This is a genomic window from Mycobacteroides abscessus ATCC 19977, from assembly GCF_000069185.1.
Classification (GTDB): domain Bacteria; phylum Actinomycetota; class Actinomycetes; order Mycobacteriales; family Mycobacteriaceae; genus Mycobacterium; species Mycobacterium abscessus.
This window is the reverse complement of record NC_010397.1, coordinates 2,919,886-2,945,018: the sequence shown is the minus strand read 5'-3', so window position 1 is coordinate 2,945,018 and position 25,133 is coordinate 2,919,886. Positions and strand designations below refer to the sequence as shown.

Genomic DNA, 25,133 nt, shown 5'->3' with positions numbered 1-25,133 from the left:
CTGGTGCGGCCGCATTAGACTGGTCGCAGACCCCGAGATTCAGGAGCCCCCAGTTGACTAGCACGACCAATGGAACGTCCCCCGAGACCGGCACCGGTACCGCTCGCGTCAAGCGCGGTATGGCCGAGATGCTCAAGGGCGGCGTGATCATGGACGTTGTTACGCCCGAGCAGGCAAAGATCGCCGAAGACGCCGGCGCCGTGGCCGTGATGGCGCTGGAGCGGGTGCCCGCGGACATCCGCGCCCAGGGTGGCGTGTCGCGCATGAGCGACCCGGACATGATCGACGGCATCATCAGCGCGGTCAGCATCCCGGTTATGGCCAAGGCCCGCATCGGGCACTTCGTCGAGGCACAGATCCTGCAGAGCCTCGGTGTCGACTACATCGATGAGTCGGAGGTGCTGACCCCTGCCGATTACACCAACCACATCGACAAGTGGAAGTTCACCGTGCCGTTCGTGTGTGGTGCCACCAACCTGGGCGAGGCGCTGCGCCGCATCACCGAGGGCGCGGCCATGATTCGCTCCAAGGGCGAAGCCGGCACCGGCGATGTGTCCAACGCGACCACACACATGCGCAAGATCGGCGGCGAGATTCGCCGGCTCACCTCGCTGGCTGAGGACGAGTTGTACGTTGCCGCAAAGGAACTGCAGGCACCATACGAGCTCGTTGTCGAGGTTGCGCGCGCCGGCAAGCTGCCGGTCACGCTGTTCACGGCCGGCGGTATCGCTACTCCGGCCGATGCGGCGATGATGATGCAGCTTGGCGCCGAAGGCGTGTTCGTGGGTTCGGGCATCTTCAAGTCCGGTAACCCGGAGCAGCGTGCCGCGGCGATCGTCAAGGCCACCACCTTCTATGACGACCCGGATGTGCTGGCCAAGGTGTCGCGTGGCCTGGGCGAGGCGATGGTCGGTATCAATGTGGAGGACATCGCGCAGCCGCACAGGCTCGCCGAGCGCGGCTGGTAGAACTAGCGGATGGCCGATATCGAGGAGATCCTTACTCTCGAGCAGCTGGAGAAGGACATCTTCCGGGGCAACGTGACCCCCAGCAATCTTCGTCGCACCTTCGGCGGGCAGGTCGCTGGGCAGTCACTGGTGTCCGCGGTTCGCACCGTGGAACCGGAGTATCTGGTGCACTCGTTGCACGGATACTTTCTGCGGCCCGGAAATCCCAACGAGCCCACCGTGTTTCTCGTCGACCGGGTCCGCGACGGTAGATCGTTCGTAACGCGCCGAGTCACCGCGATCCAGGACGGGCAGGCCATCTTCAGCATGTCGGCCTCATTTCAGACACTGGACACCGGTATCGAGCATCAGGATCTGATGCCGCCGGTACCCGATCCGGAGGATCTGCCCGACGCACAGGAACAGGATTCGTTCAACCGGGATCTTTTCCGGCAGTTCGCCGAGTGGGATATCCGGATCGTGCCGGACGAGCTCATGGACAGGAATCCCCGGCTGGCCGCCCAGCAGCGGGTGTGGTTCCGCTGCCGTAAGCACCTGCCCGACGACCCGGTGCTACACATCTGCGCGCTGGCGTATATGAGCGACCTGACGTTGCTGAGTTCTTCGAAGGTGCCGCATCGGGATACCGTGCTGCAGACGGCTTCATTGGACCACGCGCTGTGGTTCCTGCGGCCCTTCCGTGCCGACGAGTGGATGTTGTACGACGAGACATCCCCGTCGGCAGGGTTCGGGCGCGCGTTGACGCAGGGCCGGATCTTCAACCGGGACGGAACCATGGTGGCTGCGGTGGTGCAAGAGGGGCTTACCCGCATTGAGCGTAACCCCGAGCAGGCGTCGGTGGCCCGAGGGAATATGGCGTGAGTCCCCTTGTGGGTGTGCTGGCATTGCAGGGCGATGTCAGGGAACATGTTGCGGCGCTGAAAGATTCGGGGGCCGAGGCGCTTGGTGTGCGTCGCCCCGAGGAGCTTGGCAAGGTCGATGGGCTGGTCATTCCCGGTGGGGAATCGACCACGATGAGCAACTTGCTGCGCGTGTTCGAGCTGTTGGATCCGCTCACCGAACGGTTGCGTGCCGGGCTGCCGGTTTACGGCTCGTGCGCCGGCATGATCCTGCTGGCCAGCGAGATCCTGGATACCCGCCCGGACGCGGTCGCACTCGGCGCCATCGATATGACCGTGCGCCGCAACGCATTCGGACGTCAGGTCGATTCCTTCGAAGGTGACCTGGATTTCACCGGCGTGGACGGTGCGATGCACGCGGTGTTCATCCGCGCACCGTGGGTGGAGCGTGTCGGAGACGATGTCGAGGTGCTGGCCAGTGCGCAGGGCCACCCGGTCGCGGTGCGGCAGGGGAGTGCGCTGGCGACGGCATTTCACCCCGAGGTGACCGGCGACCGCCGGGTGCATCAGCTGTTCGTGGATATGGTCCGCGCCGGCTAGCCCTGATGGCGGGTGCCCGGCTATGCGCGCCAAAGCGGGCTGCCGGCTTCAGGGGTGGTGATGTGTCGCGTACAGCTGGAGTCACCAGCGCAACATGGGCATCGGCCGCAGCGGATGTTTCAACGTCCATTTCCCGGCGGTGCGTAGTAAGAATCCGTGAAAACCGCCGTAGGGCAGTGCCTCCACCACCTCGCGCACATCCGAACGTTCCAGCCCGCTCCAGGCGTACAGGCCGCGGAACGCATCGACCCGGTCACCCAGCCGGAACATCTCGACCCATAGATCGTCGGCAGACCTCAGCTTGTGGTGGTCGGCCACCATCGCCGTGACGCGATCGACATCGGTAATTCCGAACTCCGGCGCCAGTTGCTCGGCCAGTGCCACCGAGGGGTCCAGATAATCCCAAGTACGGGCCGTCCAAATACCGATGTCGTGCACCGCCCATGCCAGCGCGATCTCCGGTGGTGCCTCCGTCATGCCAAGAAGTCGCAGCTGGTAGTTCATGCCGCGGTACAGATGGTTGCGGTAATCCGTGAGGCGGTCGCCGACGACAGCGCCGTATCTATCCAGTACCGCGTCGACGATGGGGTCCTTCACCAGGACAGTCATGTGATTCAGCCTAGGTGCGCGAGTACACTCGGGCAGCGCAGAAGTGCGACAGAACCTAGAGAAAGTAGTACAGGGGTACATGAGCGGCCATTCCAAGTGGGCCACCACCAAGCATCAGAAGGCCGTCAAAGACGCGCGCCGGGGCAAAGAGTTCGCCAAGCTGATCAAGAACATCGAGGTCGCCGCACGTACGGGCGGCGGAGATCCGGCTGGCAACCCGACGCTCTACGACGCCATTCAGAAGGCCAAGAAGACCTCGGTGCCCAACGACAACATCGAGCGGGCCCGCAAGCGCGGAGCCGGCGAAGAAGCCGGTGGCGCCGACTGGCAGACCATCATGTACGAGGGCTACGGCCCCAACGGCGTCGCGGTCCTCATCGAGTGCCTGAGTGACAACCGCAACCGCGCCGCCGGTGAGGTGCGGGTGGCGATGACGCGCAACGGTGGCAGCATGGCCGATCCGGGTTCGGTGTCGTACCTGTTCTCCCGCAAGGGCGTTGTGACGCTCGAGAAGAACAGCCTGTCGGAGGACGACGTGCTGACGGCCGTCCTGGAGGCGGGCGCCGAGGAGGTCAACGACCTGGGCGAGACCTTCGAGGTCATCTCCGAGCCCACCGACTTGGTCGCCGTCCGTCAGGCCCTACAGGAAGCCGGAATCGACTACGAATCGGCGGAAGCCAGCTTCCAGCCGTCGATGAGCGTGCCCGTCGACGTCGAAACCGCCCGCAAGGTGTTCAAACTGGTCGACGCCTTGGAGGACAGCGACGACGTGCAGAACGTTTACACCAATGTGGACTTGTCCGACGAGGTGCTCGCCGCGCTCGACGAAGACTGACCCGCGGCCCATATCGCCAACACCACCACCGCCGTAGTGACCAGCACGGCACCGACGGTGTCGGTGAGATAGTGGTACCCGCAGGCGACCTGCCCCAGCAGCCCGAGCGTGCTGACAATCCCGGCCACGATGTACGCCCATAGGGCTCCGCCGGCGACTAGCACCAGCATCCCCATGACCGCCACCACCACGGTGGTGTGACCGCTGGGGTAGGCGAGGTAGCCGCCCTTTTCACGGCCGACCAGCATCTTGGTGGCTTGAGTGGTCCAGTTCGCGATGAACGGGCAGATGAGCACCACGGCCGCGACCCGCCAGCGCCGCCGGTACAGCTCGAATCCGACGCACACCACGAGCACCGGTACGAGGAATTCCCAGTCGGTGAAGAACAGCAACCAGCGAGGCTGCACCCCGAAGACTGCCTGAGTCAGATCGAAAAACCACGCGTCAAAGGGTGTCGAACCCTTGCCCACGGAGAATCCAAGTGTCAGCATCGCGATGACCCCGAGGGGCGGCCACCACTGAATCATTTTCTCGCTGGGCAGTTTTCCGGCAGACACCCCGACGACAGTAATCGGACGCGCGGCCGGGCCCGAATCGTGCCGGCCGCCGGGAATCACCGCCGGGAATCAAACGTCACTAGACGGCGTTACTGTGATGTCAACGACTGTTGGTCAACAAGTGTTGACAGTGTATGTCAGGCAGGCGTACATCTAAGACATCCGAAAAGTGAGGGGAGGCCCGTCATGGCCACACAAACAGTCGCCCCGGCGCCTGAATCGACAACTCGCTGGCACACCGCACGTGCCGTTCTCGCACTACCGTTCACCGTGGCCGTCTTGGTGCCACTGGTAATCCTGTACGGAACGGGCATCGGGGTGCCCTCGTGGATGTCCGATCAGATGTCGATCACCGCGACAGTGATCGGAACCCTGCTGATCGCGGCCGGCTCATTCCTGGTGACCCGCACCGTCGCACAATTCGATCAACCGGGAAGCAGGCATGTGCGCAGCCCGTTGATCACCGGTGTCGTTGCCATCCTGCTGGGTGAGGCGTTCGCGGTGAACTCGGTGGGTCTGCTGATCTGGACCGCGGTCTTCGTGACGATGAGCGCCATCTATTTCTCGCTGGTCGACGAGCATGGGGCGTTGAAGGTTCGGTCCTGACGGCCCGCTAGGGCGCAGGGGTGTCGATGTACTGCTGAACGATCGGCGCCATCCAGTTCACGATGTCCTGATGCGTCATTTCGATGACGGGGCTGAGCCGCAGAATGTAGCGGCAGACGGCGAATCCGATCATTTGGCCGCCGATGAGCGCGGCACGCTCGGCGGCATGGTCGGTCAAGAGCTCTTCGAACGCGGGTAGTGACTGGTCGGTGAAGATCTCGACCATGCGCAGCCGGGCCTCTTCGTTAGACACCGCGGCGCGCAGCAGTGCCACCATGGTGTCGTCCACTTCCCAGCGCTCCAGGAAGTGTTGGACGATGACCGTGCCGAGTTCTTCGTGGGACACCGCGCTCAGTTCGGGCAGGCACAGATCGAAATTGGCGGCCGCCGCGAACAGCTTGCCCTTGTTGCCGTAGTACCGCATGACCAGCGAGGGGTCGATGCCCGCGGTGCCGGCGATGGCCCGTATGGTCGCCTTCTCGTAGCCGACACTGGCGAAATGCTCCTGAGCAGCCTCGAGGATGGCCGCGCGGGTGGCGTCCGATCGCCGAGGTTCAGGGGGCATGCGCTGAGCTTAGGCCAACGCGCGTTGACATTTGCAGCGCCCTCGCGTGTTGCCCGCCGATAGCGGAACCTCCTCGATATGCTGATCGAACAACTGTTCTACAGCGAGAGGGCTGACGCGTGCGAGTAATGGGAGTCGACCCGGGTCTTACCCGGTGCGGTCTGTCCATGGTCGAGGCATCCTCGGGTCGCAAGGTGGTGGCCCTGGATGTCGACGTCGTTCGCACTCCCGCCAACCAGCCGCTGCCGCAACGACTTCTAGTGATCAGTGAGGTCGTTGAACATTGGATGGAGACTCATCGCCCCGACGTCGTTGCCATCGAGCGCGTCTTCGCCCAGCAGAACGTCTCCACCGTGATGGGCACGGCGCAAGCCGGCGGGGTGATCGCGCTCTGCGCCGCAAAACGGGGGATCGAGGTGTATTTCCACACCCCGTCGGAGGTCAAGGCGGCGGTCACCGGCAACGGCCGGGCCGACAAATCCCAGGTGACCGCGATGGTCACCCGCATCCTGAATCTGCAGGCCGCGCCCAAACCCGCGGATGCCGCCGACGCGCTGGCCCTGGCAATCTGTCACTGCTGGCGCGCGCCCATGCTTGCGAGAATGGCCAAGGCGGAAGCCGTGGCAGAGGAACAACGGAAGGCCTTCGCGGCCCGGATGAAGGCAGCGGCTCGGTAATGGCAGGTCTGCGTAAAGAACGGAGTGCGGCGTGATTGCATCGGTCAACGGCGAGGTCATCGACATCGCGCTCGACCATGTGGTGATCGAGGCGGCCGGCGTGGGGTACCGCGTGAACGCCACACCGGCCACGCTCTCCACGCTGCGGCGCGGCACCCAGATTCGGCTGATCACGGCGATGATCGTCCGTGAAGACTCGATGACGCTTTATGGCTTCACCGACACCGATGCCCGCGATCTGTTCACGACGCTGCTTGGTGTCTCCGGGGTGGGGCCCAAAATCGCGATGGCCACCCTCGCGGTCTATGACGCACCGACCCTGCGCCAGGCGCTGGCCGACGGCGATGTCGCCGCGCTCACCCGGGTGCCGGGGATTGGTAAGCGTGGGGCCGAGCGCTTGGTGCTGGAGTTGCGGGAGAAGGTGGCTGCCGCTCCGGGCGGCACCACCGAACTGGGGCGTGGCACTGCGTCGCTGGTGCGCTCCCAAGTCGTCGAGGCACTCATCGGACTTGGCTTTGCCGCAAAACAAGCCGAGCAAGCCACCGACACCGTTCTGGCCCAAGACAATCCGGGCGATACGGGCGCGGATGTTTCCGGAGTGCTGCGCTCGGCACTGGCGTTGCTGGGTAAGACGCGATGAGCCGTGTGAACGAATTCGACGATCTCGACGATGGCGAGGACGGGTTCGACAACGCTCACATGTCCGGTGCGCTGACGGTCGGTGAGAACGACGTCGACGCCGGCTTGCGCCCGAAGTCGCTGCGCGAGTTCATCGGGCAACCGCGTGTTCGCGAACAGCTGGAGCTGGTGCTGTCCGGCGCGAAGAATCGCGGCGGCACCCCCGACCACATCCTGTTATCCGGCCCACCCGGCCTCGGTAAAACCTCGCTGGCCATGATCATCGCCGCGGAGTTGGGCTCATCGCTGCGGGTGACTTCGGGCCCGGCACTGGAACGTGCGGGCGATCTGGCGGCCATGCTGAGCAACCTCGTCGAACACGATGTGCTGTTCATCGACGAGATCCACCGCATCGCCCGGCCTGCCGAGGAAATGCTGTACCTGGCCATGGAGGATTTTCGCGTCGACATCGTCGTGGGCAAGGGTCCGGGTGCGACGTCCATCCCGCTGGAAGTGGCACCGTTCACACTGGTGGGAGCCACGACGCGCTCGGGATCGCTGACCGGGCCGCTGCGCGACCGATTCGGGTTCACCGCCCATATGGATTTCTACGAGCCCGACGAGCTCGAACTCGTGCTGGCGCGCTCGGCAGGCATCCTCGGCATCGAACTGGGTGCCGATGCGGGTACGGAGATCGCGCGGCGCTCGCGTGGCACTCCCCGCATCGCCAACCGACTGTTGCGTCGCGTCCGCGATTACGCGGAGGTGCGTGCCGACGGTGTCATTACCGTGGACGTCGCCAAGTCGGCCCTGGCGGTGTACGACGTGGACGAGTTGGGACTGGACCGCCTGGACCGGGCGGTGCTCTTGGCCCTGACACGCAGTTTCGGCGGCGGCCCGGTGGGCTTGTCGACACTGGCCGTGGCAGTTGGGGAGGAGTCGACCACCGTGGAAGAAGTATGTGAGCCGTTCCTGGTGCGTGCCGGGATGCTGGCCCGCACCCCACGCGGGCGAGTGGCGACGCCGTTGGCGTGGACGCACCTGGGTCTGACCCCGCCGCCGCAGCTGCTGGGGCAGACCGGGCTGTTCGATTGACGCGACACTAGGGCCCGCGCGGGCACGGGGTTCGCGTCGATTCCACAGAGTCGGATGGCACACTGGTGACTTGTCGCGTGCTCATTTCACGCTGACCGTGCTTGCCCTCGCCTGTACCCAACGGAAACCCAACGGAAAGAACCCCGAAAGCCGCCATGGAATCGATCATCGTCTTCTTGCCGCTCATCCTCGTGATGGGCGCATTCCTCTTCTTTGCGAACCGGCGGCAGCGCAAGGCTCTCGACGCCACCATCGAACTGCACGCGTCCTTGGCGATCGGTGATCGGGTACACACCACCTCGGGCCTGCAGGGCACCATCACCGCCGTCACCGACGACACCGTGGATCTGGAGATCGCACCGGGTGTGGTGACACGTTGGATGAAGCTCGCCGTACGGGACAAGATCGTGGATGAGGTTGAAGACAGCGCAGCCGCCGACGACGGCACGGTTCGCGACGTCGAGAGCAGCGGGGTTGAGCTGACCAAGGAGTAGCGGCTTTCGCCTTTGCTCACATCCCCCGAAAGCCTCCCGACCCGCCCTCGACAAGCAAGGAGACCGGACACGTGGCCTCGTCATCGGCCCCTGTGCATCCCATGCGCTACCTAGCTGCCTTCCTGGTGCTGCTCATCGGCGCCTACCTGCTGGTATTCCTGACCGGCGACAAGCAGCCCAAGCCCAAGCTCGGTATCGATCTGCAGGGCGGCACCCGTGTCACCCTGACGGCTCGCACCCCCGATGGGTCCAAGCCGACCAAGGAAGCGTTGACGCAGGCGCAGCAGATCATCAACGCGCGCGTCAACGGCCTCGGCGTTTCCGGGTCCGAGGTCATCATCGATGGTGACAACCTGGTCATCACGGTGCCCGGAAACGACGGCAGTGAGGCGCGGAACCTGGGCCAGACCGCCAAGCTCTACATTCGGCCCGTTGTGCAGGCGGTTCCGGCGCAGCCCAAGGAGAACCCGGAGCCCGGAGCGGGCGCTCCTCAGCAGGGACAGCCGGCCCCCGCCAAGGAGGCGACGCCTCCTGCGCCGGGCGCGGGTAAGTCCACTCCTGCCGCGCCGCCCTCACCGAAACCGCAGCCGCGGCCGTACCCCGCGCAAACCACGACGCCACCGCCACCGCCACCGGCGACGCAGCCCGCGACACCCAACGCCACGACGGCTCCCGCGCCTCCGGCCGACCTGCCGCCGAAGCCGGGTAGCGGCGAGGAGCGCAAACAGCTGATCGACTTTGAGAAGCAGATCAGGCAGAGCGAGGACCCGCGGATCCAGATGCTGGCCCTGCAAGTTCAGGCCTCGCGCTGCTATGACCCCGACGACCCGCTGGCCGGTAACGACGACCCGAACCTGCCCCTGGTCACCTGCGGCGACGACAGCCAGGGCGGAAAGGCCGCCTACCTGCTGGACAAGTCGATCATCAGTGGCGAAGAGATCAAGGACGCCAGCTCCGGTCTGGATCAGCAGCGCGGCATCTATGTCGTGAGCATGGAATTCAAGCCCACCGGCGCCAAGGTGTGGGCGGACTACACCTCCGCGCACTGGCAGCAGGGCACCCAGACCGCCTTCACGCTGGACTCCAAGGTGATCAGCGCGCCGGCGATCCGTGAGCCCATTCCCGGTGGCAAGACCGAGATCAGTGGGCAGTTCACGTCCGACTCGGCCAAGCAACTCGCGGCGGCACTCAAGTACGGGTCGCTGCCGCTCTCGTTCGAGTCTTCCGATGCCCAAACCGTGTCGGCGACACTCGGTTTGACCTCGCTCAAGGCGGGCTTGATCGCCGGCGCCATCGGCTTGGCGATCGTGTTGTTGTACTCGCTGATCTACTACCGGGTGCTGGGCCTGCTCACGGCGCTGTCCCTGGTGGCCTCCGGCGCCATGGTCTTCGCGATCCTGGTGCTGCTGGGCAGATACATCTCGTACACCCTCGATCTCGCGGGTATCGCCGGCCTGATCATCGGCATCGGTACCACCGCCGACTCGTTCGTGGTGTTCTTCGAGCGCATCAAAGACGAAATACGAGAGGGTCGTTCCTACCGGTCGGCGGTGCCGCGCGGTTGGGCACGCGCGCGCAAGACGATCCTGTCCGGTAACGCGGTGACCCTGTTGGCCGCGGTGGTGCTCTACATCCTGGCCATCGGCCAGGTGAAGGGCTTCGCGTTCACCCTTGGTCTCACCACCATTCTCGATGTCGTGGTGGTCTTCCTGGTGACGTGGCCGCTGGTCTACCTGTCCTCCAAGTCGGCGACCCTGTCCAAGCCCGCGTACAACGGGCTCGGCGCGGTCCAGCAGATTGCCCGCGAACGTAAGGCGGCAGCACACGCATGAGTACGAGCAATGGCACAGTGAGCAACGGCAACGGCACCGACAAGGACGTCGCGGAAGACGCCACGGACGCCACCGCAAGCACCGCGCAGGAGCCCAAATCCACGGCGGTTGAGACCGTTAGCGCCGCACCGGAACACGGATTCCTCTACCGCCTGTACACCGGTACTGGCGCTGTCGACGTCGTCGGGAAACGCACGCTGTGGTTCGGGATCAGCGGTGCGTTCATGGTGGTCGCGATTTTGTCGATCGCGATCAAGGGTTTCGTCTTCGGCATCGACTTCGAGGGCGGTACCAAGGTGTGGTTCCCCAAGGGGGACGCCACCGTCCAGCAGACCGAGGATGTCTTCAGCCAGACCCTGGGACACGACGCCGAATCGATCGTGGTGACCGGCACCGGCGACTCGGCCTCCATTCAGATCCGCACCGAGAAGCTGGACAACGAGCAATCCTCGAAGCTGCACAAGGCGCTCTTCGACAGATTCGCGCCGAAGGGCCCGGACGGCAAGCCGTCCATCGACGCCATCAGCGACTCGGATGTCTCCGAAACCTGGGGCAGCCAGATCACCAACAAGGCGCTCTGGGCGCTGGGCGTGTTCCTGGTGCTGGCCGGCATCTATATCGCCGTGCGTTACGAGCGCTACATGTCGCTGGCCGCGCTGGCCGCGCTGGTTTTCGACCTGCTGGTCACCGCGGGTGTGTACTCCCTGGTGGGCTTCGAGGTCACCCCGGCGACCGTGATCGGTCTGCTCACGATTCTCGGATTCTCCTTGTACGACACGGTGATCGTGTTCGACAAGGTGGAAGAGAACACCCATGGCTTCCAGCACACCTCGCGGCGCACGTATGCCGAACATGCCAACTTGGCCGTGAACCAGACGTTCATGCGTTCCATCAACACCAGCCTCATCTCGGCCATCCCGGTGCTCTCGCTCATCGTGGTCGCCATCTGGCTATTGGGCGTGGGCACCCTGAAGGATCTGGCGCTGGTGCAGCTGGTCGGCATCTTGGTGGGCACCTATTCGTCGATCTTCTTCGCCACCCCGCTGTTGGTGGCGTTGCGTGAGCGCACGGATCTGGTTGCCAGCCACACCAAGAAGGTGCTGAGCCGTCGCAAGCCCGATGCCGCACCGCTGGCAGACGCGGGTGTGGGAAGCAAGACGGCCAAGGTCGCGACATCGGGGACATCCGATGCCGCGGCGACCGGAGTGCGCCCCGCCAAACCCAAGCCCGGCGCCCGCCCTCAAGGTAAGCGAAACACGCGGCGGCACTGATGGATTCACGAAGTCCAGCACGGACCGGGGCAAGACGAATCGCGCGAATCGGCGCCATTGTGACCACGGTGCTGCTCGCGGCGGGGCTGTTGACCTCGTGTTGGACCTCGGCGGCGAAAACGCTGGATTACGCCGTCGACGGTCGCCTCACGACATACAACGTCAACAGCGTCGCGGGTAACGCCTCGGCCGGAGCACAGGCGTTCAACCGTGTGCTCACCGGTTTCGGCTTCCACGGACCCGATGGTCAGGTGATCGCCGATCACGATTTCGGCACCGTCGAGGTAGTGGGCCGCATTCCGCTGGTACTTGACTACACCATCAACGAAAAGGCCGTTTACTCCGACGGCAAGCCGGTGACCTGCGAAGACATGGTGCTGTCCTGGTTCGCGCAATCCGGCCGGATGCCCGATTTCGATACCGCCAGCACGGCGGGATACGCCGACATCTCCACGGTCGACTGCAAGCCGGGCCAAAAGACCGCGCGGGTGACCTTCGCGCCCGATCGTGCCTTTACCGACTGGACCCAGTTGTTCACCGCCACCACGATGTTGCCGTGGCACGTGGTCGCCGACAAGCTGGGCGGCAACATCGATCTGGTGGGCGCGATCGCCTCCAATGATGTTCCGGCACTGCAGAAGATCGCCGATTTCTGGAACAACCAGTGGAACCTCGATACCGATCTGGACCTGTCGAAATTCCCGTCATCAGGTCCGTACAAGCTCGATGGGTACAACGACGACGGCTCCGTGGTGTTGGTGGCTAATGACAAGTGGTGGGGCAACCCGCCGGTGACCAAGCGGGTCACGGTGTGGCCCAGCGGGATTGACGTGCAAAAGCGGCTGTCCGATGGCGATCTTGAGGTGGTCGACGTCGCAGCGGGATCGGCCGGGACTCTCACCGCCCCAGACGGATTTGTGCGCACCGAGGAGCCCGGGTCGGGTGTGGAGCAACTGATCTTCGGTGCCGGGGGATCGGTCGGAGCTCCCGATCTGCGCCGTGCGGTCGCGTTGTGCACGCCGCGGGATGCCATCGCGGGAATCGCCGGAGTGCCGGTGATGAACGCACGGCTCGACACCAGCATCGGAGACTCCTTCGCCTCGGTGGAGGCTGCCGCAGAAGCGGGCCGGTTCATGCGCTCCGATCCGATAGCGGCACGGGCGGCCGCCGCCAACCGTCCGTTGACTCTGCGGGTGGGATATCAGGCGCCGAATCCCCGTCGCGCGGCGATCGTGTCCGCGATGGCGCAGGCCTGCGAGCCCGCGGGTATCACGGTGCAGGATGTCAGTTCGCCCGAAACCGGACCGCATTCGCTCCGGGACAACCAGGTTGACGCGTTGCTCAGCTCGATCGGCGGCGTGCCCGGCAGCGGCTCGACCGGTTCGTGGTTGATGGATGCGTACGCGCTGCGTTCACGCGAAGGAAAGAACCCGGCGAACTACGCCAACGGCCAGATCGACGGCATCATCGCCGCCCTGGCGGTGACAACCAACGCCCGGGATCAGAGTCGGCTGCTCGGCGACGCCTCGGCGATCCTATGGAACGATCTGCCGACACTGCCGCTGTATCGGCAGCCGCGTGTGCTGATCGCCCCGAAGTCGATGTACGCCGCCACCCCGAGCGTCACCCGGTGGGGTGCCGGCTGGAACATGGATCGTTGGGTGCTGCCCACGTGACGGGCCCCGATGAGATAGCCGAACTCGTCGCGTCACTGACCCGTGAGGTCGCCGACTTTCCCGAGCCCGGGGTGCAGTTCAAGGACCTGACGCCCCTGTTCGCGGATGCCGACGGATTGTCACGCGTCACCGACGCGCTGGCACAGGCGGCATCGGGGGCCACGCTGATCGCGGGGATCGATGCCCGCGGCTTTCTGCTCGGGGCCGCGGTGGCGATCCGGCTCGGGGTCGGCGTGTTGGCGGTGCGCAAGGCAGGGAAGTTGCCACCACCGGTGCATGCGCAGACCTACCAGCTCGAATACGGCACCGCGGCGCTGGAGATCCCCGCAGACGGGGTGGAACTTGCGGGCCGCCGCGTGGCGATCGTCGACGATGTGCTGGCCACCGGCGGGACGCTGGCGGCAACCGCGAGGCTGCTGACCACCGCGGGCGCCGACGTGATCAGTGCGGGCGTTGTCCTGGAACTCTCGGATCTGGGCGGCCGCGCGGCCGTGGCGCCGCTGCCATTAACTGCGCTGCGCGCGATCTGAGAGATAATCTATTGCGGTAGGAGGTGAACCGTGGCTGACGAGCACGTGCCCAGCGAGAATCAGGTCGCGGTCGAATCCCTGCCTGCGTTGAGTGAGCCCGGCCCGGTAACCGAGTCTCTGCGGGTGAGCGGCGGCACCATGAGCGCTTCGCGCCGGGTGCGGGCGCGGCTGGCGCGGCGGATGACAGCCCAGCGCGGCGCGGTCAGCCCGGTCCTGGAACCGCTCATCGCTGTTCACCGCGAGTTCTACCCCAAAGCCGACCGGTCGGTGCTGCAGCGGGCATACGAGGTAGCGGAAAGCCGGCATGCCGAGCAGTTCCGCAAGTCGGGGGACCCCTACATCACCCACCCGGTCGCGGTGGCCAACATCCTGGCCGAGCTGGGTATGGATACCACCACGCTGGTGGCCGCGATCCTGCATGACACCGTCGAGGACACCGGATACAGCCTGGAGCAGCTGACCGCCGAATTCGGCACCGAGGTAGCTCACCTCGTTGACGGCGTCACCAAGCTCGACAAGGTGGTGCTGGGCAACGCCGCCGAAGGCGAAACCATCCGCAAGATGATCATCGCGATGGCGCGTGACCCGCGTGTGCTGGTGATCAAGGTGGCCGACCGGTTGCACAACATGCGCACCATGCGCTTCCTGCCGCCGGAGAAGCAGGCCCGCAAGGCCCGTGAGACGCTGGAAGTGATTGCGCCGCTGGCGCACCGGCTGGGTATGGCCACGGTCAAATGGGAGCTCGAAGATCTATCGTTCGCGATCCTGCATCCCAAGAAGTACGAGGAGATCGTGCGGCTGGTCGCGGATCGCGCTCCGTCACGTGATACCTATCTGGCCAAGGTACGCGCCGAAATCGTTGCGACTCTTAATAGTTCGCGAATCAGCGCCACCGTGGAGGGGCGCCCCAAGCATTACTGGTCGATCTACCAGAAGATGATCGTCAAGGGCCGCGACTTCGATGACATTCACGACTTGGTGGGTGTGCGTATCTTGTGCGACGAGATTCGTGACTGTTACGCCGCGGTGGGCGTGGTGCACTCCCTGTGGCAGCCTATGGCGGGACGATTCAAGGACTACATCGCCCAACCGCGTTTCGGTGTCTACCAGTCCTTGCACACCACCGTGGTCGGTCCGGAAGGCAAGCCGCTGGAGGTGCAGATTCGCACCCGGGACATGCACCGCACCGCCGAGTACGGCATCGCCGCGCACTGGCGGTACAAGGAAGCCAAGGGCCGCAACGGGGTTCCGCCCACCCATGCCGCCGCCGAGATCGATGACATGGCGTGGATGCGCCAGCTGCTCGACTGGCAGCGTGAGGCCGCCGACCCCGGGGAATTCCTGGAATCGTTGCGCTACGACCTCGCGGTCCAGGAGATCTTCGTCTTCACGCCCAAGGGCGACGTCATCACACTTCCCGCCGGTTCCACGCCGGTGGATTTCGCATACGCGGTGCACACCGAGGTGGGGCATCGCTGTATCGGCGCCCGTGTCAACGGCCGGCTGGTGGCGCTGGAACGCAAGCTCGAAAACGGGGAAGTGGTGGAGGTTTTCACCTCCAAGGCGGCCAATGCGGGACCTTCGCGCGACTGGCAGACCTTCGTGGTGTCGCCGCGGGCCAAGGCCAAGATCAGGCAGTGGTTCGCCAAGGAACGGCGCGAGGAAGCCCTCGAGGCCGGCAAGGACGCCATCGCGCGTGAGGTGCGCCGCGGTGGTCTTCCGCTGCAGCGTTTGGTCAACGGCGAAGGTATGGCCTCGCTGGCCCGTGAGCTGCGCTACCAGGACACCTCACAGCTCTACACCGCGGTGGGCGAGGGGCACGTTTCGGCCCGGCACGTGGTGCAGCGATTGGTCGCACAGCTCGGCGGTGTGGACAGCGCCGAAGAAGAGTTGGCCGAACGGTCCACCCCGTCGACCATGCCCATCCGGCAGCGGCGCTCCGACGATGTCGGGGTGGCGGTGCCAGGGGCGCCCGGGGTGCTGACCAAGCTCGCCAAGTGCTGCACACCGGTACCCGGTGACCAGATCCTCGGTTTCGTAACCCGGGGCGGGGGAGTCAGCGTGCACCGGACCGACTGCACCAACGCGGAATCCCTTCAGCAGCAGTCGGAACGGATCATCGAGGTGCACTGGGCGCCGTCGGCGTCTTCGGTTTTCTTGGTGGCCATCCAGGTCGAGGCCCTGGACCGGCACCGGCTACTGTCCGACGTGACCCGGGCACTGGCCGATGAGCGGGTGAACATCTTGTCGGCCTCGGTGACCACCTCCAACGATCGAGTTGCCATCAGTCGATTCACCTTTGAGATGGGCGATCCGAAGCACCTGGGGCATGTCCTCAACGTGGTGCGCAATGTCGAGGGCGTCTATGACGTCTACCGGGTGACCTCGGCCGCCTAGCGGCGGTCTACCGGCGCCGCCAGACGCCGAGATTGACATTGTGACGCGAAAGTGCGAGTACGCGTCTGCAGAACGTAGATCTCGCGAGCCGCGTCAGACGATCAAGCGCCGAAGGCCCGCAGCACGATTCGGGTGGCCGCGGCAATCGTCGGCTTACCTTTGGTGGATGTGGGGTCCTCCGGGACGGTGAGTACCGCCATCACGATGGGTGCACGGCCCGGGGGCCAGATCACCGCGATGTCGTTGGTTTCACCCTTGAAGCCGCCGCCGGTCTTGTCTGCGACCGTCCACCCGGCGGGAACTGCTGCCCGAATGGACTGGTCGCCGGTGGTATTTCGCTTCAACCAATCGGTCAGCAGATCCCGTCCCCGTGAATCCAGCCCTTCGTCGAGGACCAGTCGGCGCAGATTGGCCACCAGCTGCTGCGGGGTCGAGGTATCCAGATCGCCGTCGGGGATGTTCAGCTGTACCTCCGTGCGGTCCATGCGAGTGACGTTGTCGCCCAGGCTTCGGACGAACTTCTCTGTCTCCTTCGGGCCGCCGAGTTGGGTGATCAGCAGGTTGGCACCGGTGTTGTCGCTATAGCGGAGCGTCGCATCACACAGTTCCGAGACGGTCATTCCGGTGGACACGTGTTGCGAGGTGATCGGCGCCCATTCCAGAACGTCGGATTGCGTGTACTGAATTCGCTGGTCCAACAGGCCCGGTTCGCTCAGTCTCCGGCGCAGGATGGCCGAGACGATGAAGGTCTTGACCGTTGAGCACATCAGAAAGCGTTCATCGGCGCGGTGGCCGACCGTGTCACCCGACCCGGTGTCCAACGCGTAGACACCGATGCGGCCGCCGAAATCCTTTTCCAGCGAGGCGAGTTCGTCCGGCGCGGGCCGACGGTTGCCGTTGCGCGAACAACCGGCAGCCACCACACCGACCGCCGATACCCCACCGACAAGAAGTGCGCGACGAGAGATCATGTCAGTCGAGCTGCAGGTCGATGATCTTCACTTCTTGTGCGGGCTCTCCGTCGCCCGCGCCACGTGCGCCGGGCTTGATGCCGTTCTTGGCGATCTTGGCCAGGGTGTCCATCCCGGTCTTGTCGATCGTCCCGAAGACGGTGTACTGCGGCGGTAGCTTCGAATCCTTGTAGACCATGAAGAATTGGCTGCCGTTGGTTCCGGGGCCCGCGTTGGCCATGGCCAGCGTGCCCGCGGGATAGACGACGGCCTGCTGCGCCGCCGGATCATCCGCCTTGTACTGGGTGGTCGGGTATTCATTGTCGAACTCGTATCCCGGGCCGCCCGAGCCGGTGGCCGTCGGGTCACCGCATTGCAGTACCGACAGGCCGCCGCTGGTCATCCGGTGGCAGACGGTGTTGTCGAAGTACCCGCCCTGCGCCAGGCTCGCGAAGCTGTTCACCGTGCAGGGCGCTTTGGCGTTATCCAAGACCAGCCCGATGTTGCCCTGGCTGGTCTTCATGCTGGCGGTGAGCGTCGCGGGATCGGTGGGGATCTTCCCTGTCCGGGGTATCTGCTTCTCGATGGTCTTGGAAGCCTTGCCCGACGGTCGGTACTGACAGTTGGCGCCCACCTCGGCGGACGGTACGAACTTGGGCAGCGCCGGGCCGGCGAGAGGTGGTTCGTCGGGCGTCGGCAATGACGACGTCGGAGGTGCGTCAACCGTCGATACCGGCGTGGTGGACGCGGTGTCGTGAGCCGTGTCGGTCTTATCGCCCTTGCTGATGGCGAACCACGCGGTGATGGCTACCGCCACGACGACAGCGAGCACAGCGACACCGCTGATCGCCCAGATCCGCTGCTTGCGGGCGCGCTCCGCACGGTTCTCCAGCTGTCGCTCCAGCTTGCGCTTGGCAGTCTGACGTCGCTGCTCGTTGGTCGGCACCGGGCTCTCCTTCTAGGGCGTCAATTGCAGAATCATCGAAGAATGTAGGTCGCCAGAGAGTGTGCCAGCCACACCTGAGAGAAGACACGGGACCCGCCGCCTAAGCTGGTCGGGTGCTGATCACCGGTTTTCCCGCGGGGATGTTCGCGACGAACTGCTATATCGTGGCGCCGCACGAGGGCGGCCCGGCCGTCATCGTCGACCCCGGGCAGGACGCCATCGGGGGCGTCAAGGAGATTCTCGCCGAGCGTGATCTCACCCCGGAAGCGGTGTTGCTGACGCACGGGCATCTGGATCACACCTGGACAGCGCAGCCTCTTGCCGATGAATATGGGATTCCCGTGTACATCCATCCCGATGACCGCGTGATGCTCGCCGATCCGCTGGCCGGGATCGGTCCGGGGCTGGGCCAGTTCATTCAGGGCCAGGTGTTCGCCGAGCCCAAGGAGTTGGTCGAGATCGGGGACGGCGACAAATTGGAGCTCGCCGGGATCACGCTCACCGTCGACCACACCCCGGGGCACACCCGCGGTTCTGTCGTGTTCGGTATCGAGGTTGATAGCGAGAACGGTCCCGTCGACGTGCTTTTCAGTGGTGACACCCTGTTCCAGATGTCGATTGGGCGCACCGATCTACCCGGCGGAAACCACCAGCAGCTGCTCGATTCGATCGCCGCCAAGCTGCTTACGCGCGATGACTCCAGCGTTGTGCTGCCGGGACATGGCAATGCCACCAGCATCGGCGACGAGCGCCGCGCCAACCCATTCCTCGAGGGAATCCAGTGAGCGAGAAGACCTTCAGCGCGCCCAAGGGCATTCCGGACTATGTGCCGCCGGACTCGGCGCAGTTCTTGGCGGTCCGCGATGGGCTACTGGAGCAGGCGCGTTTGGCCGGGTACGGCTACATCGAGCTGCCGGTGTTCGAGGACACCGGGCTGTTCGCCCGCGGCGTCGGGGAGTCCACCGATGTCGTGAGCAAGGAGATGTACACCTTCGCGGACCGTGGTGATCGGTCGGTGACCTTGCGGCCCGAGGGTACGGCGTCGGTGATGCGCGCGGTCATCGAGCACGGCCTAGACCGCGGCCAGCTTCCCGCGAAACTTCGTTATGCCGGACCTTTTTTCCGATACGAGCGCCCGCAAGCAGGTCGCTATCGCCAGCTGCAGCAGGTGGGTGTGGAGGCGATCGGTGTCGACGATCCGGCACTGGATGCCGAGGTGATCGCGATCGCCGATGCCGGATACCGTTCCCTGGGGCTAACAGGCTTCCGTTTGGAGATCAGCTCGCTGGGTGACGCCTCCTGCCGTCCGCAGTACCGAGAGTTGTTGCAGGAATTCCTCTTCGGCTTGGATCTGGACGAGGCGACGCGGGAACGGGCGCGCATCAACCCGATTCGGGTGCTCGATGACAAGCGGCCCGAGGTGCGCGAGATGACGGCCAACGCGCCGCTCATGCTCGACCACCTTTCCGGGGAAGCCAAGGCGCATTTCGAGCAGGTACTCAGTCATTTGGACGCGCTGGGCGTGCAGTACGTGGTGAATCCGCGTCTGGTGCGCGGCCTGGACTACTACACCAAGACCACATTCGAATTCGTGCATGACGGATTGGGTGCGCAATCCGGTATCGGTGGCGGTGGCCGCTATGACGGACTGATGGCGCAGCTGGGCGGACAGTCATTGTCGGGTATCGGCTTTGGGCTCGGTGTGGACAGAACCGTCCTGGCGCTGCGCGCCGAGGGAGTCACCGTGGGGGACAGCGGGCGCTGTGAGGTGTTCTGCGTTCCCCTTGGGCAGGACGCCAAATCGGTGCTCGTGAAGGTGGCGGCACAGCTGCGCGGGGCGGGGATTCGCACCGATATCGCCTACGGAGACCGCGGACTCAAAGGCGCGATGCGCGGTGCGGACCGCTCGGGCGCCTCGATCGCGCTGGTAGCCGGGGACCGTGAAATCGGTGAGGGAAACATCGAGCTCAAGACGCTCGCCGATGGCGTTCAGCAGCCGGTGCCTATCGGTTCGATTGTCGGGGAAGTAACGGCGCGGCTAGCATCGCGGATATGACAGGTATGGGACGTATCACAGCAGCTCTGCTCGCCACCGCCAGTACCGCAACCCTGACGTTGGCGTTGGCGCCGGCCGCCGAGGCGGCCCCGCACCAGGTGAAGTACGTGATCAGCTCCGATCGTGACTTCCTGTCGCAGACTCTGGTCCTGCAGAATGAGCCGCCGAGCAAGTCCGCGTATGACACGGAATCGAGCAAGTATTTGGTGCGCAACTCGACCCGTATCGCACCCGACGCGCCGTTCGTCGTCGAGACCACCCTGAACGACCCGACTCAATGGGCATATGTGAGCGCCAGCGCCGCCGCCAAGGCCGTCACCGGCGCCCCCGTCTTCCACTGCGAGGTGTACGTGGACGGTGCGCTGGCCACGCAGGCGGATGGCGAAACTGCCGTCACCTGCTCACTGCGGCAGTGGTAACTCGTTGGCCCTTGGTGGCGAAAACTCCTACGCGCCTGCGATTCTGACTACCGAGGGTGTGACTGCCCACCTCGGCGCGACAATCGGCTGACCGTGTTCGATCAGCCGGCGAACACATAGACCCAGGCCGTTGCGCCCGACCGCAGGGGCACGGAAACGCGCTGGTAATCGTCGACCTCGTACGCGTCGGCGGCCGCGAGCTGCTCGGCGGTGATCGAGAAGACAGTGCCGGGGACTTCCGCGGTGGCATTGCTGGATGGGCGCAGAATGGGGTGTCGGTCACTACCGCTGGTCGCGATGACATGCGGGTCGGTGATGGTCACGTAGTCCAGATCGAACCCCACGATGGCGTCGGTGTGTCCGTCGAGTTCCCGCCCAAACGTCGTGCGCTGCACGTCGGGCTGTTGCAGGGTGCCATAGGAGAACAGAAGCTCGGTCGCAGTATCCGTCACGAGCCAAGTGAAGCAGGCCGCGGCGGCGACCGCACGCGGTGTTACCCGCCGAGCTGCACCGATCCGTCGGCGTCTATCCGCCAGCCGGGGTTATGTGCGATTTCCCAGATCAGTCCGTTGGGGTCCTGGATATGCGCGTGGAACACCCCGCCGAATTGTCCCGGCTGTGGAGGTTTGAGGATCGTGCCACCCGCGCCGGCCATGGTGCTGGATAGTTCGTTCACCTGTTTCGGGGTCTCTACGTTGTGCGCCAACGTGATTCCAGAGACCTGCGCATGGTCGCCGGGTGAGGCGAGGTCCTGGTTGAATTTGTCCGCGAGGAAAAAGCCCAGCACTTGTCCCGGTGCGCTCTGGTAAAAGATGATCTCGCCCTCGACATCCAGCAGTGGCGTCCAGCCGAGCGCGCCATAGAAATGCCGGGTGGCATCCAGATCGGTTGCGGCAACGGTGACGAAGTGTAGCTGCTGTTTCATATGGCCAAGCCTAGGTTCGCGTACCGACACATGGCGGGGGATTGACACGGACATCGAACATATGTTCGCATAGGGCTATGCGGTGGGACGGTCAGGCGCTGGCTGCCGACGACGGCGCGCTCCCCGGCTTGGAGCGTATCGGCCTGGTGCGCAGCGTGCGTACGCCAGAGTTCGAGGGCATCACCTTCCATGAGGTGCTGTGTAAGTCCGCGCTCAACAAAGTGCCGACGGTGTCCATGCTGCCGTTCCGGTTCACGGTCAATGCGTTTCGCGGTTGTGCGCATGCCTGCCGCTATTGTTTCGCGCGTCCCACCCACGAGTATCTCGAGTTCGATAGCGGCGCTGATTTCGACAATCAGATCGTCGTGAAGACGAACGTGGTTCCGGTGCTCAGGAAAGAGCTCGGGCGCAAGTCGTGGGGTCGCGAGACGGTCGCGCTCGGCACCAATACCGATCCATATCAACGGGCGGAGGGGCGCTATCAACTGATGCCCGGAGTTATTGGGGCGCTGGCAGACTCGGGTACACCGATCTCGATCCTGACCAAGGGCACGTTGCTGCGCAGGGATCTGCCGCTGTTGTCCGAGGCCGCCGGACAGGTCCCGGTGAGTCTGGGGATATCACTGGCCATAGGGGATGAGGTGCTGCATCGGGAGGTTGAGTCCGGGGTGCCGTCGCCGCAGGCCAGACTGGCGCTGATCTCCGCGGCGTGCGAGGCCGGATTTCAGCCACACGTGATGGTGGCGCCGGTGCTTCCGTTCCTCACCGACACCGTGGAGCATCTTGACGATTTGTTGGGCCGGATCGCGGATGCCGGTGCGGCCGGCGTGACGGTCTTTCCGCTGCATCTGCGCGGGACCACGCGAGGCTGGTTCATGTCCTGGATATCGCACTCGCATCCTGAGCTTGTTGGTCGATACCGAGAGCTGTACCGCAAGGGCGCATACGTTCCCGCCGAGTATCGGGCATGGTTACGTGAGCGCGTTGGGCCACTGGTCCAGAAGCACCGCCTGTCCTCGCATCGCGAGGAAACACCAACGCGGCCAGTGAAAATGGCGCCGGCGCTGGAGCCGACGCTGTTCTGAAACTAGTTCAGGCTCTGGGCGTTGAAGGTATCGCAGGTGCGGAAATCGCCGGTGTTGTAACCCTGTGTGAACCATCGCTGGCGTTGCTCGGACGAGCCGTGCGACCAGGCTTCGGGATTGACGCGACCGGTGGCCCGCTTCTGGATGCGGTCATCGCCGACGGAGGAAGCCGCCGACAACGCGTCACGAATATCCTGCTCCGTCAAGGGTTTCAGGAAGGGGACGCCGGTGCCTTCCTGAACGGTGGTGGACGCATGCTTGGCCCATACGCCCGCATAGCAGTCGGCCTGCAACTCGGTGCACACGCCGCCGCCCGCCTGGCCCTCGGCGCAGCGATGATTCTTGCCCAGAACGCCGAACAGGTTTTGCACGTGATGACCGTATTCGTGAGCCACCACATATTCCTGCGCCAACGGGCCTCCGCTGGAGCCGAATTGGTCGACCAGGACCTGGAAGAAACTGGTGTCGAAGTAGGCGGTGCGGTCGGCGGGGCAATAGAAGGGGCCGACCTCGGTGGTGGCCGCCCCGCACCCGGTGTTCACTTGGTTGCTGAACAGCTTGACATTCGGTCGCGGGTACTTCGGGCCGAGGATCTGGGTCCAGACGGCGTCCACCGAGTTTCCGGTGGCGATGATGCGGCAGTCCAATGACTTGTTCGCGTCAGCACCCGTCTTGCAGTGGCTGAAATCCTGGGTCTGTTCCCGTGCCGGCCCAGCCTGCTGGGGACCCTGTTGTTGCAGGACCTGGCTGGGATCACCGCCGAGCAGCATGACGACGACCGCTATCAGCAACCCTCCTACGCCGCCGCCGATGGCCATCTTGGGGCCGCGGCCCATGCCGCCGCCCGAGGTGGTGCTGGTGTCGATCTGCATGCCTTCGTTGAAGGTCATTGGTCTGCCCACTCCCAAGTCTGTGTCCGCGCCACTGTGCCGTCGGCTGCCGATACTTTTGCATACTCCACAGACCCGCGTATCGCTACATGGCGAAGAGTTCATGTACCCCGAAAAGACCCGGGGCAACTTTCCGGCGCCGCCGCTGCGTCTATGCGGGCCCGTAACCGCCGATCGCACTACGATTCGGTACGTGGCCGTTGACGTCGCTCTGCCGACAGTCGTCCGCACGCCATTGGGGGCTCTGCGAGGTGCGATCGAAGGCGGCGTTTCGGTCTGGCGCGGAGTGCCCTACGCGCAGCAGCCCGTCGAACAGCTCCGATTCCTGGCTCCCGTTCCGCTGGAGCCCTGGGAGGGAGTGCGCGACGCCATCGAGCATGCGCCGTTGCCCCCGCAAGGCAAGTCGTTCGTGGGTGCCGGACGGGACGATCCCAAGATTCGCGGAGAAGAGTGCCTGACCGTCACCGTGTGGTCACCGGATGTGCACGCCAGTCTGCCGGTGATGGTGTGGATACCGGGCGGTGCGTTCGTATTCGGTGCCGGGCAGCTGGAGTTGTACAGCGGGGCACGGCTGGCCGCCAATGGCAACGTCGTCGTCGTCAATGTGACATACCGCCTTGGTGCGTTGGGCGGCCTTGAGCTCAGCGCGCTGGGTGAGGGTTTCGACGACAACCTGGCGCTGCGTGACCAGATGGCCGCGCTGACGTGGGTGCGCGACAACATCGCTGCCTTCGGCGGCGACCCGGACCACGTCACGATCTTCGGCGAATCGGCTGGGGCGACATCGGTGCTGGCGCTGTTGGCGAGCCCGGCGGCGGAAGGACTTTTCGGTCGTGCCATCGCGCAGAGCCCGGCGCTACCGCTGATCGCCGACAAGGCGCTGCGTGACAAGCGCGCGCACAGGTACCTGGAACTGCTGGACGTCACCGACCCCAGCAGGCTCAAGGTTCTCCCGCAGCGCGAGCTGCGCCGGGGTGCGGCGAAATTGCAGATCGAGAGTGCGACGGAAACGCCCGTCCTCGGGTACGGGCTGGCGCACGGCACCGAACTGCTGCCGTATCACCCGATAGAAGCGGCCCGGCGCGGTGAGGTGCATCAGGTACCTCTCATCATCGGGTCCAACAGCCACGAGGCATCAATGTTCGCCCGTGTGAAACCGCCGATGCTGCCCACCACCGAGCCGACCGTGAACGGCTATTTCAACCGGATAGGCCCGGAATATCAGGACGCGATCATCGCGGCGTATCCGGGATATCCCAGCCGCCAGGCGCTCGTCGCGGTGGGCTCGGATGCCATGTTCGCCGCTCCGATGTGGGCTTTCGCGGATGCGTACAGCGCATTCGTCGACACCTACATGTACCGCTTTGACCACACCGCGTGGGGCCTTAAGTTACTCGGTCTCGGTGCCACCCACGGCAGTGAGATCGTGCACGTCCAGCACAGTTACGGGTCGTTCGTGGGGATGCTGTTGAGCCCGCTGGGGGCGCGGATGATGCCGTCGGTGGGGCGGCGCATGCAACGGGCTTGGCTGGATTTCGCCACCGGGGCGGGCCCGGAAGACTGGCCGACCTACGGGGCGGACGGCCGCCGGACACGCATCATTCGGTCCCGCTCCGATGTCACCGTCGAGGACCCGGACTCGGTGCGCCGAATTGCCTGGGCTCAGGTGCACTGAGTTTGTCGGTAAGGCGCC

27 protein-coding genes are annotated in these 25,133 nt (G+C 64.8%); 19 read left to right on the top strand and 8 right to left on the bottom strand.

Annotation, left to right across the window (positions count from 1 at the left end):
* Positions 1 to 53 precede the first annotated feature (53 nt).
* The 3 genes from pdxS to pdxT are packed head-to-tail and all read left to right on the top strand — an operon-like array spanning position 54 to position 2,407.
* Positions 54 to 968, top strand: coding sequence for a pyridoxal 5'-phosphate synthase lyase subunit PdxS (gene pdxS / locus MAB_RS14665; protein WP_005057540.1), 915 nt, complete (start codon positions 54 to 56; stop codon positions 966 to 968).
* 9 nt (positions 969 to 977) lie between these two features.
* The gene (locus MAB_RS14660) at positions 978 to 1,829 is read left to right on the top strand and encodes an acyl-CoA thioesterase (protein WP_005068926.1); all 852 of its coding nucleotides are present in this window, start codon (positions 978 to 980) and stop codon (positions 1,827 to 1,829) included.
* 8 nt (positions 1,830 to 1,837) lie between these two features.
* Positions 1,838 to 2,407, top strand: a complete 570-nt coding sequence (pdxT, locus tag MAB_RS14655; RefSeq protein WP_005111403.1) for a pyridoxal 5'-phosphate synthase glutaminase subunit PdxT — start codon at positions 1,838 to 1,840, stop codon at positions 2,405 to 2,407.
* An 81-nt stretch (positions 2,408 to 2,488) separates the two neighbouring features.
* On the opposite strand, the gene MAB_RS14650 is transcribed toward pdxT, so the two are convergent.
* Entirely contained in the window at positions 2,489 to 3,016 is a 528-nt protein-coding gene (locus MAB_RS14650; protein ID WP_005111401.1) for a hypothetical protein, read from the bottom strand.
* Between the two features lie 79 nt (positions 3,017 to 3,095).
* Between MAB_RS14650 and MAB_RS14645 the strand changes: the two genes are divergently transcribed.
* On the top strand, positions 3,096 to 3,851 hold the full coding sequence (locus MAB_RS14645) for a YebC/PmpR family DNA-binding transcriptional regulator (protein WP_005057545.1): 756 nt from the start codon (positions 3,096 to 3,098) through the stop codon (positions 3,849 to 3,851).
* Here MAB_RS14645 and MAB_RS14640 read toward each other — a convergent pair.
* Positions 3,797 to 4,468, bottom strand: a complete 672-nt coding sequence (locus tag MAB_RS14640; protein WP_021268778.1) for a phosphatase PAP2 family protein — start codon at positions 4,466 to 4,468, stop codon at positions 3,797 to 3,799. The two genes, MAB_RS14645 and MAB_RS14640, sit on opposite strands and share 55 nt — an antisense overlap.
* Positions 4,469 to 4,594: 126 nt before the next feature.
* On the opposite strand from MAB_RS14640, the gene MAB_RS14635 reads away from it, so the two are divergent.
* Positions 4,595 to 5,014 (top strand): hypothetical protein, encoded by a 420-nt coding sequence (locus tag MAB_RS14635; protein WP_005057549.1) that lies wholly within the window; start codon positions 4,595 to 4,597, stop codon positions 5,012 to 5,014.
* Between the two features lie 7 nt (positions 5,015 to 5,021).
* Here MAB_RS14635 and MAB_RS14630 read toward each other — a convergent pair whose 3' ends face one another.
* On the bottom strand, positions 5,022 to 5,579 hold the full coding sequence (locus MAB_RS14630) for a TetR/AcrR family transcriptional regulator (protein WP_005057551.1): 558 nt from the start codon (positions 5,577 to 5,579) through the stop codon (positions 5,022 to 5,024).
* 119 nt (positions 5,580 to 5,698) lie between these two features.
* Here MAB_RS14630 and ruvC point away from each other — a divergent pair, with 119 nt between their 5' ends.
* The 9 genes from ruvC to MAB_RS14585 all read left to right on the top strand — a co-directional run bounded on the left by ruvC (position 5,699) and on the right by MAB_RS14585 (position 16,169).
* The gene (ruvC, locus tag MAB_RS14625) at positions 5,699 to 6,256 is read left to right on the top strand and encodes a crossover junction endodeoxyribonuclease RuvC (protein ID WP_005082392.1); all 558 of its coding nucleotides are present in this window, start codon (positions 5,699 to 5,701) and stop codon (positions 6,254 to 6,256) included.
* 31 nt (positions 6,257 to 6,287) lie between these two features.
* Positions 6,288 to 6,896: a Holliday junction branch migration protein RuvA gene (ruvA, locus tag MAB_RS14620; protein WP_005076202.1), complete on the top strand. Its 609-nt coding sequence runs from the start codon at positions 6,288 to 6,290 to the stop codon at positions 6,894 to 6,896.
* A 59-nt stretch (positions 6,897 to 6,955) separates the two neighbouring features.
* On the top strand, positions 6,956 to 7,969 hold the full coding sequence (gene ruvB / locus MAB_RS14615) for a Holliday junction branch migration DNA helicase RuvB (RefSeq protein ID WP_005093599.1): 1,014 nt from the start codon (positions 6,956 to 6,958) through the stop codon (positions 7,967 to 7,969).
* Between the two features lie 155 nt (positions 7,970 to 8,124).
* The gene (gene yajC, locus MAB_RS14610; protein ID WP_005068913.1) at positions 8,125 to 8,463 is read left to right on the top strand and encodes a preprotein translocase subunit YajC; all 339 of its coding nucleotides are present in this window, start codon (positions 8,125 to 8,127) and stop codon (positions 8,461 to 8,463) included.
* A gap of 71 nt (positions 8,464 to 8,534) precedes the next feature.
* A complete protein-coding gene (gene secD, locus MAB_RS14605; RefSeq protein WP_005093598.1) occupies positions 8,535 to 10,295 on the top strand; it encodes a protein translocase subunit SecD in 1,761 nt (586 codons plus the stop codon).
* Between the two features lie 17 nt (positions 10,296 to 10,312).
* Complete coding sequence (gene secF / locus MAB_RS14600; RefSeq protein ID WP_005111391.1) at positions 10,313 to 11,566, top strand: protein translocase subunit SecF; 1,254 nt, start codon at positions 10,313 to 10,315, stop codon at positions 11,564 to 11,566.
* Positions 11,566 to 13,242, top strand: a complete 1,677-nt coding sequence (locus MAB_RS14595; protein WP_005093597.1) for an ABC transporter substrate-binding protein — start codon at positions 11,566 to 11,568, stop codon at positions 13,240 to 13,242. Before secF ends, MAB_RS14595 begins: the two co-directional genes overlap by 1 nt.
* Positions 13,239 to 13,772 carry an adenine phosphoribosyltransferase gene (locus MAB_RS14590; RefSeq protein ID WP_005082386.1) on the top strand — a complete coding sequence of 178 codons (534 nt, stop codon included), beginning with the start codon at positions 13,239 to 13,241 and terminating at the stop codon, positions 13,770 to 13,772. Before MAB_RS14595 ends, MAB_RS14590 begins: the two co-directional genes overlap by 4 nt.
* A gap of 30 nt (positions 13,773 to 13,802) precedes the next feature.
* Positions 13,803 to 16,169 (top strand): RelA/SpoT family protein, encoded by a 2,367-nt coding sequence (locus MAB_RS14585; protein WP_005068903.1) that lies wholly within the window; start codon positions 13,803 to 13,805, stop codon positions 16,167 to 16,169.
* A gap of 101 nt (positions 16,170 to 16,270) precedes the next feature.
* Here MAB_RS14585 and blaMAB read toward each other — a convergent pair whose 3' ends face one another.
* Positions 16,271 to 17,140: an MAB family class A beta-lactamase gene (gene blaMAB, locus MAB_RS14580; protein ID WP_005091054.1), complete on the bottom strand. Its 870-nt coding sequence runs from the start codon at positions 17,138 to 17,140 to the stop codon at positions 16,271 to 16,273.
* Between the two features lies 1 nt (position 17,141).
* On the bottom strand, positions 17,142 to 18,065 hold the full coding sequence (locus MAB_RS14575) for a peptidylprolyl isomerase (RefSeq protein ID WP_005093596.1): 924 nt from the start codon (positions 18,063 to 18,065) through the stop codon (positions 17,142 to 17,144).
* 113 nt (positions 18,066 to 18,178) lie between these two features.
* Between MAB_RS14575 and MAB_RS14570 the strand changes: the two genes are divergently transcribed.
* Genes MAB_RS14570 through MAB_RS14560 form a run of 3 tightly spaced genes read left to right on the top strand, consistent with a single transcriptional unit; the run spans position 18,179 to position 20,540 of the window.
* Positions 18,179 to 18,850: an MBL fold metallo-hydrolase gene (locus tag MAB_RS14570; RefSeq protein WP_005068898.1), complete on the top strand. Its 672-nt coding sequence runs from the start codon at positions 18,179 to 18,181 to the stop codon at positions 18,848 to 18,850.
* A complete protein-coding gene (gene hisS, locus MAB_RS14565; RefSeq protein ID WP_005082383.1) occupies positions 18,847 to 20,121 on the top strand; it encodes a histidine--tRNA ligase in 1,275 nt (424 codons plus the stop codon). The genes MAB_RS14570 and hisS overlap by 4 nt, the downstream gene beginning before the upstream one ends.
* A 5-nt stretch (positions 20,122 to 20,126) precedes the next feature.
* Positions 20,127 to 20,540 (top strand): hypothetical protein, encoded by a 414-nt coding sequence (locus MAB_RS14560; RefSeq protein WP_005057571.1) that lies wholly within the window; start codon positions 20,127 to 20,129, stop codon positions 20,538 to 20,540.
* Between the two features lie 101 nt (positions 20,541 to 20,641).
* Here the strand turns inward: MAB_RS14560 and MAB_RS14555 are convergent, their stop codons facing one another.
* On the bottom strand, positions 20,642 to 20,992 hold the full coding sequence (locus MAB_RS14555) for a gamma-glutamylcyclotransferase family protein (protein ID WP_005093593.1): 351 nt from the start codon (positions 20,990 to 20,992) through the stop codon (positions 20,642 to 20,644).
* A 41-nt stretch (positions 20,993 to 21,033) separates the two neighbouring features.
* A complete protein-coding gene (locus MAB_RS14550) occupies positions 21,034 to 21,465 on the bottom strand; it encodes a VOC family protein (protein ID WP_005091046.1) in 432 nt (143 codons plus the stop codon).
* 77 nt (positions 21,466 to 21,542) lie between these two features.
* On the opposite strand from MAB_RS14550, the gene MAB_RS14545 reads away from it, so the two are divergent.
* A complete protein-coding gene (locus MAB_RS14545; protein WP_005093592.1) occupies positions 21,543 to 22,550 on the top strand; it encodes an Rv2578c family radical SAM protein in 1,008 nt (335 codons plus the stop codon).
* A 2-nt stretch (positions 22,551 to 22,552) separates the two neighbouring features.
* Here the strand turns inward: MAB_RS14545 and ypfJ are convergent, their stop codons facing one another.
* Positions 22,553 to 23,440 (bottom strand): KPN_02809 family neutral zinc metallopeptidase, encoded by an 888-nt coding sequence (gene ypfJ, locus MAB_RS14540; RefSeq protein WP_005068889.1) that lies wholly within the window; start codon positions 23,438 to 23,440, stop codon positions 22,553 to 22,555.
* Positions 23,441 to 23,543: 103 nt separating this feature from the next.
* On the opposite strand from ypfJ, the gene MAB_RS14535 reads away from it, so the two are divergent.
* A complete protein-coding gene (locus tag MAB_RS14535; RefSeq protein WP_005091044.1) occupies positions 23,544 to 25,115 on the top strand; it encodes a carboxylesterase/lipase family protein in 1,572 nt (523 codons plus the stop codon).
* The last annotated feature ends 18 nt before the right edge of the window (positions 25,116 to 25,133 follow it).

Excerpts from the sequence above, each read along its gene's own strand:
- MAB_RS14660 (WP_005068926.1), top strand. The coding sequence starts at position 978 with ATGGCCGATATCGAGGAGATCCTTACTCTCGAGCAGCTGGAGAAGGAC.
- MAB_RS14650 (WP_005111401.1), bottom strand. The coding sequence starts at position 3,016 with ATGACTGTCCTGGTGAAGGACCCCATCGTCGACGCGGTACTGGATAGA.
- MAB_RS14645 (WP_005057545.1), top strand. The coding sequence starts at position 3,096 with ATGAGCGGCCATTCCAAGTGGGCCACCACCAAGCATCAGAAGGCCGTC.
- MAB_RS14635 (WP_005057549.1), top strand. The coding sequence starts at position 4,595 with ATGGCCACACAAACAGTCGCCCCGGCGCCTGAATCGACAACTCGCTGG.
- MAB_RS14630 (WP_005057551.1), bottom strand. The coding sequence starts at position 5,579 with ATGCCCCCTGAACCTCGGCGATCGGACGCCACCCGCGCGGCCATCCTC.
- ruvB (WP_005093599.1), top strand. The coding sequence starts at position 6,956 with ATGTCCGGTGCGCTGACGGTCGGTGAGAACGACGTCGACGCCGGCTTG.
- yajC (WP_005068913.1), top strand. The coding sequence starts at position 8,125 with ATGGAATCGATCATCGTCTTCTTGCCGCTCATCCTCGTGATGGGCGCA.
- MAB_RS14595 (WP_005093597.1), top strand. The coding sequence starts at position 11,566 with ATGGATTCACGAAGTCCAGCACGGACCGGGGCAAGACGAATCGCGCGA.
- blaMAB (WP_005091054.1), bottom strand. The coding sequence starts at position 17,140 with ATGATCTCTCGTCGCGCACTTCTTGTCGGTGGGGTATCGGCGGTCGGT.
- MAB_RS14560 (WP_005057571.1), top strand. The coding sequence starts at position 20,127 with ATGGGACGTATCACAGCAGCTCTGCTCGCCACCGCCAGTACCGCAACC.
- MAB_RS14550 (WP_005091046.1), bottom strand. The coding sequence starts at position 21,465 with ATGAAACAGCAGCTACACTTCGTCACCGTTGCCGCAACCGATCTGGAT.
- MAB_RS14545 (WP_005093592.1), top strand. The coding sequence starts at position 21,543 with ATGCGGTGGGACGGTCAGGCGCTGGCTGCCGACGACGGCGCGCTCCCC.
- ypfJ (WP_005068889.1), bottom strand. The coding sequence starts at position 23,440 with ATGACCTTCAACGAAGGCATGCAGATCGACACCAGCACCACCTCGGGC.
- MAB_RS14535 (WP_005091044.1), top strand. The coding sequence starts at position 23,544 with ATGTACCCCGAAAAGACCCGGGGCAACTTTCCGGCGCCGCCGCTGCGT.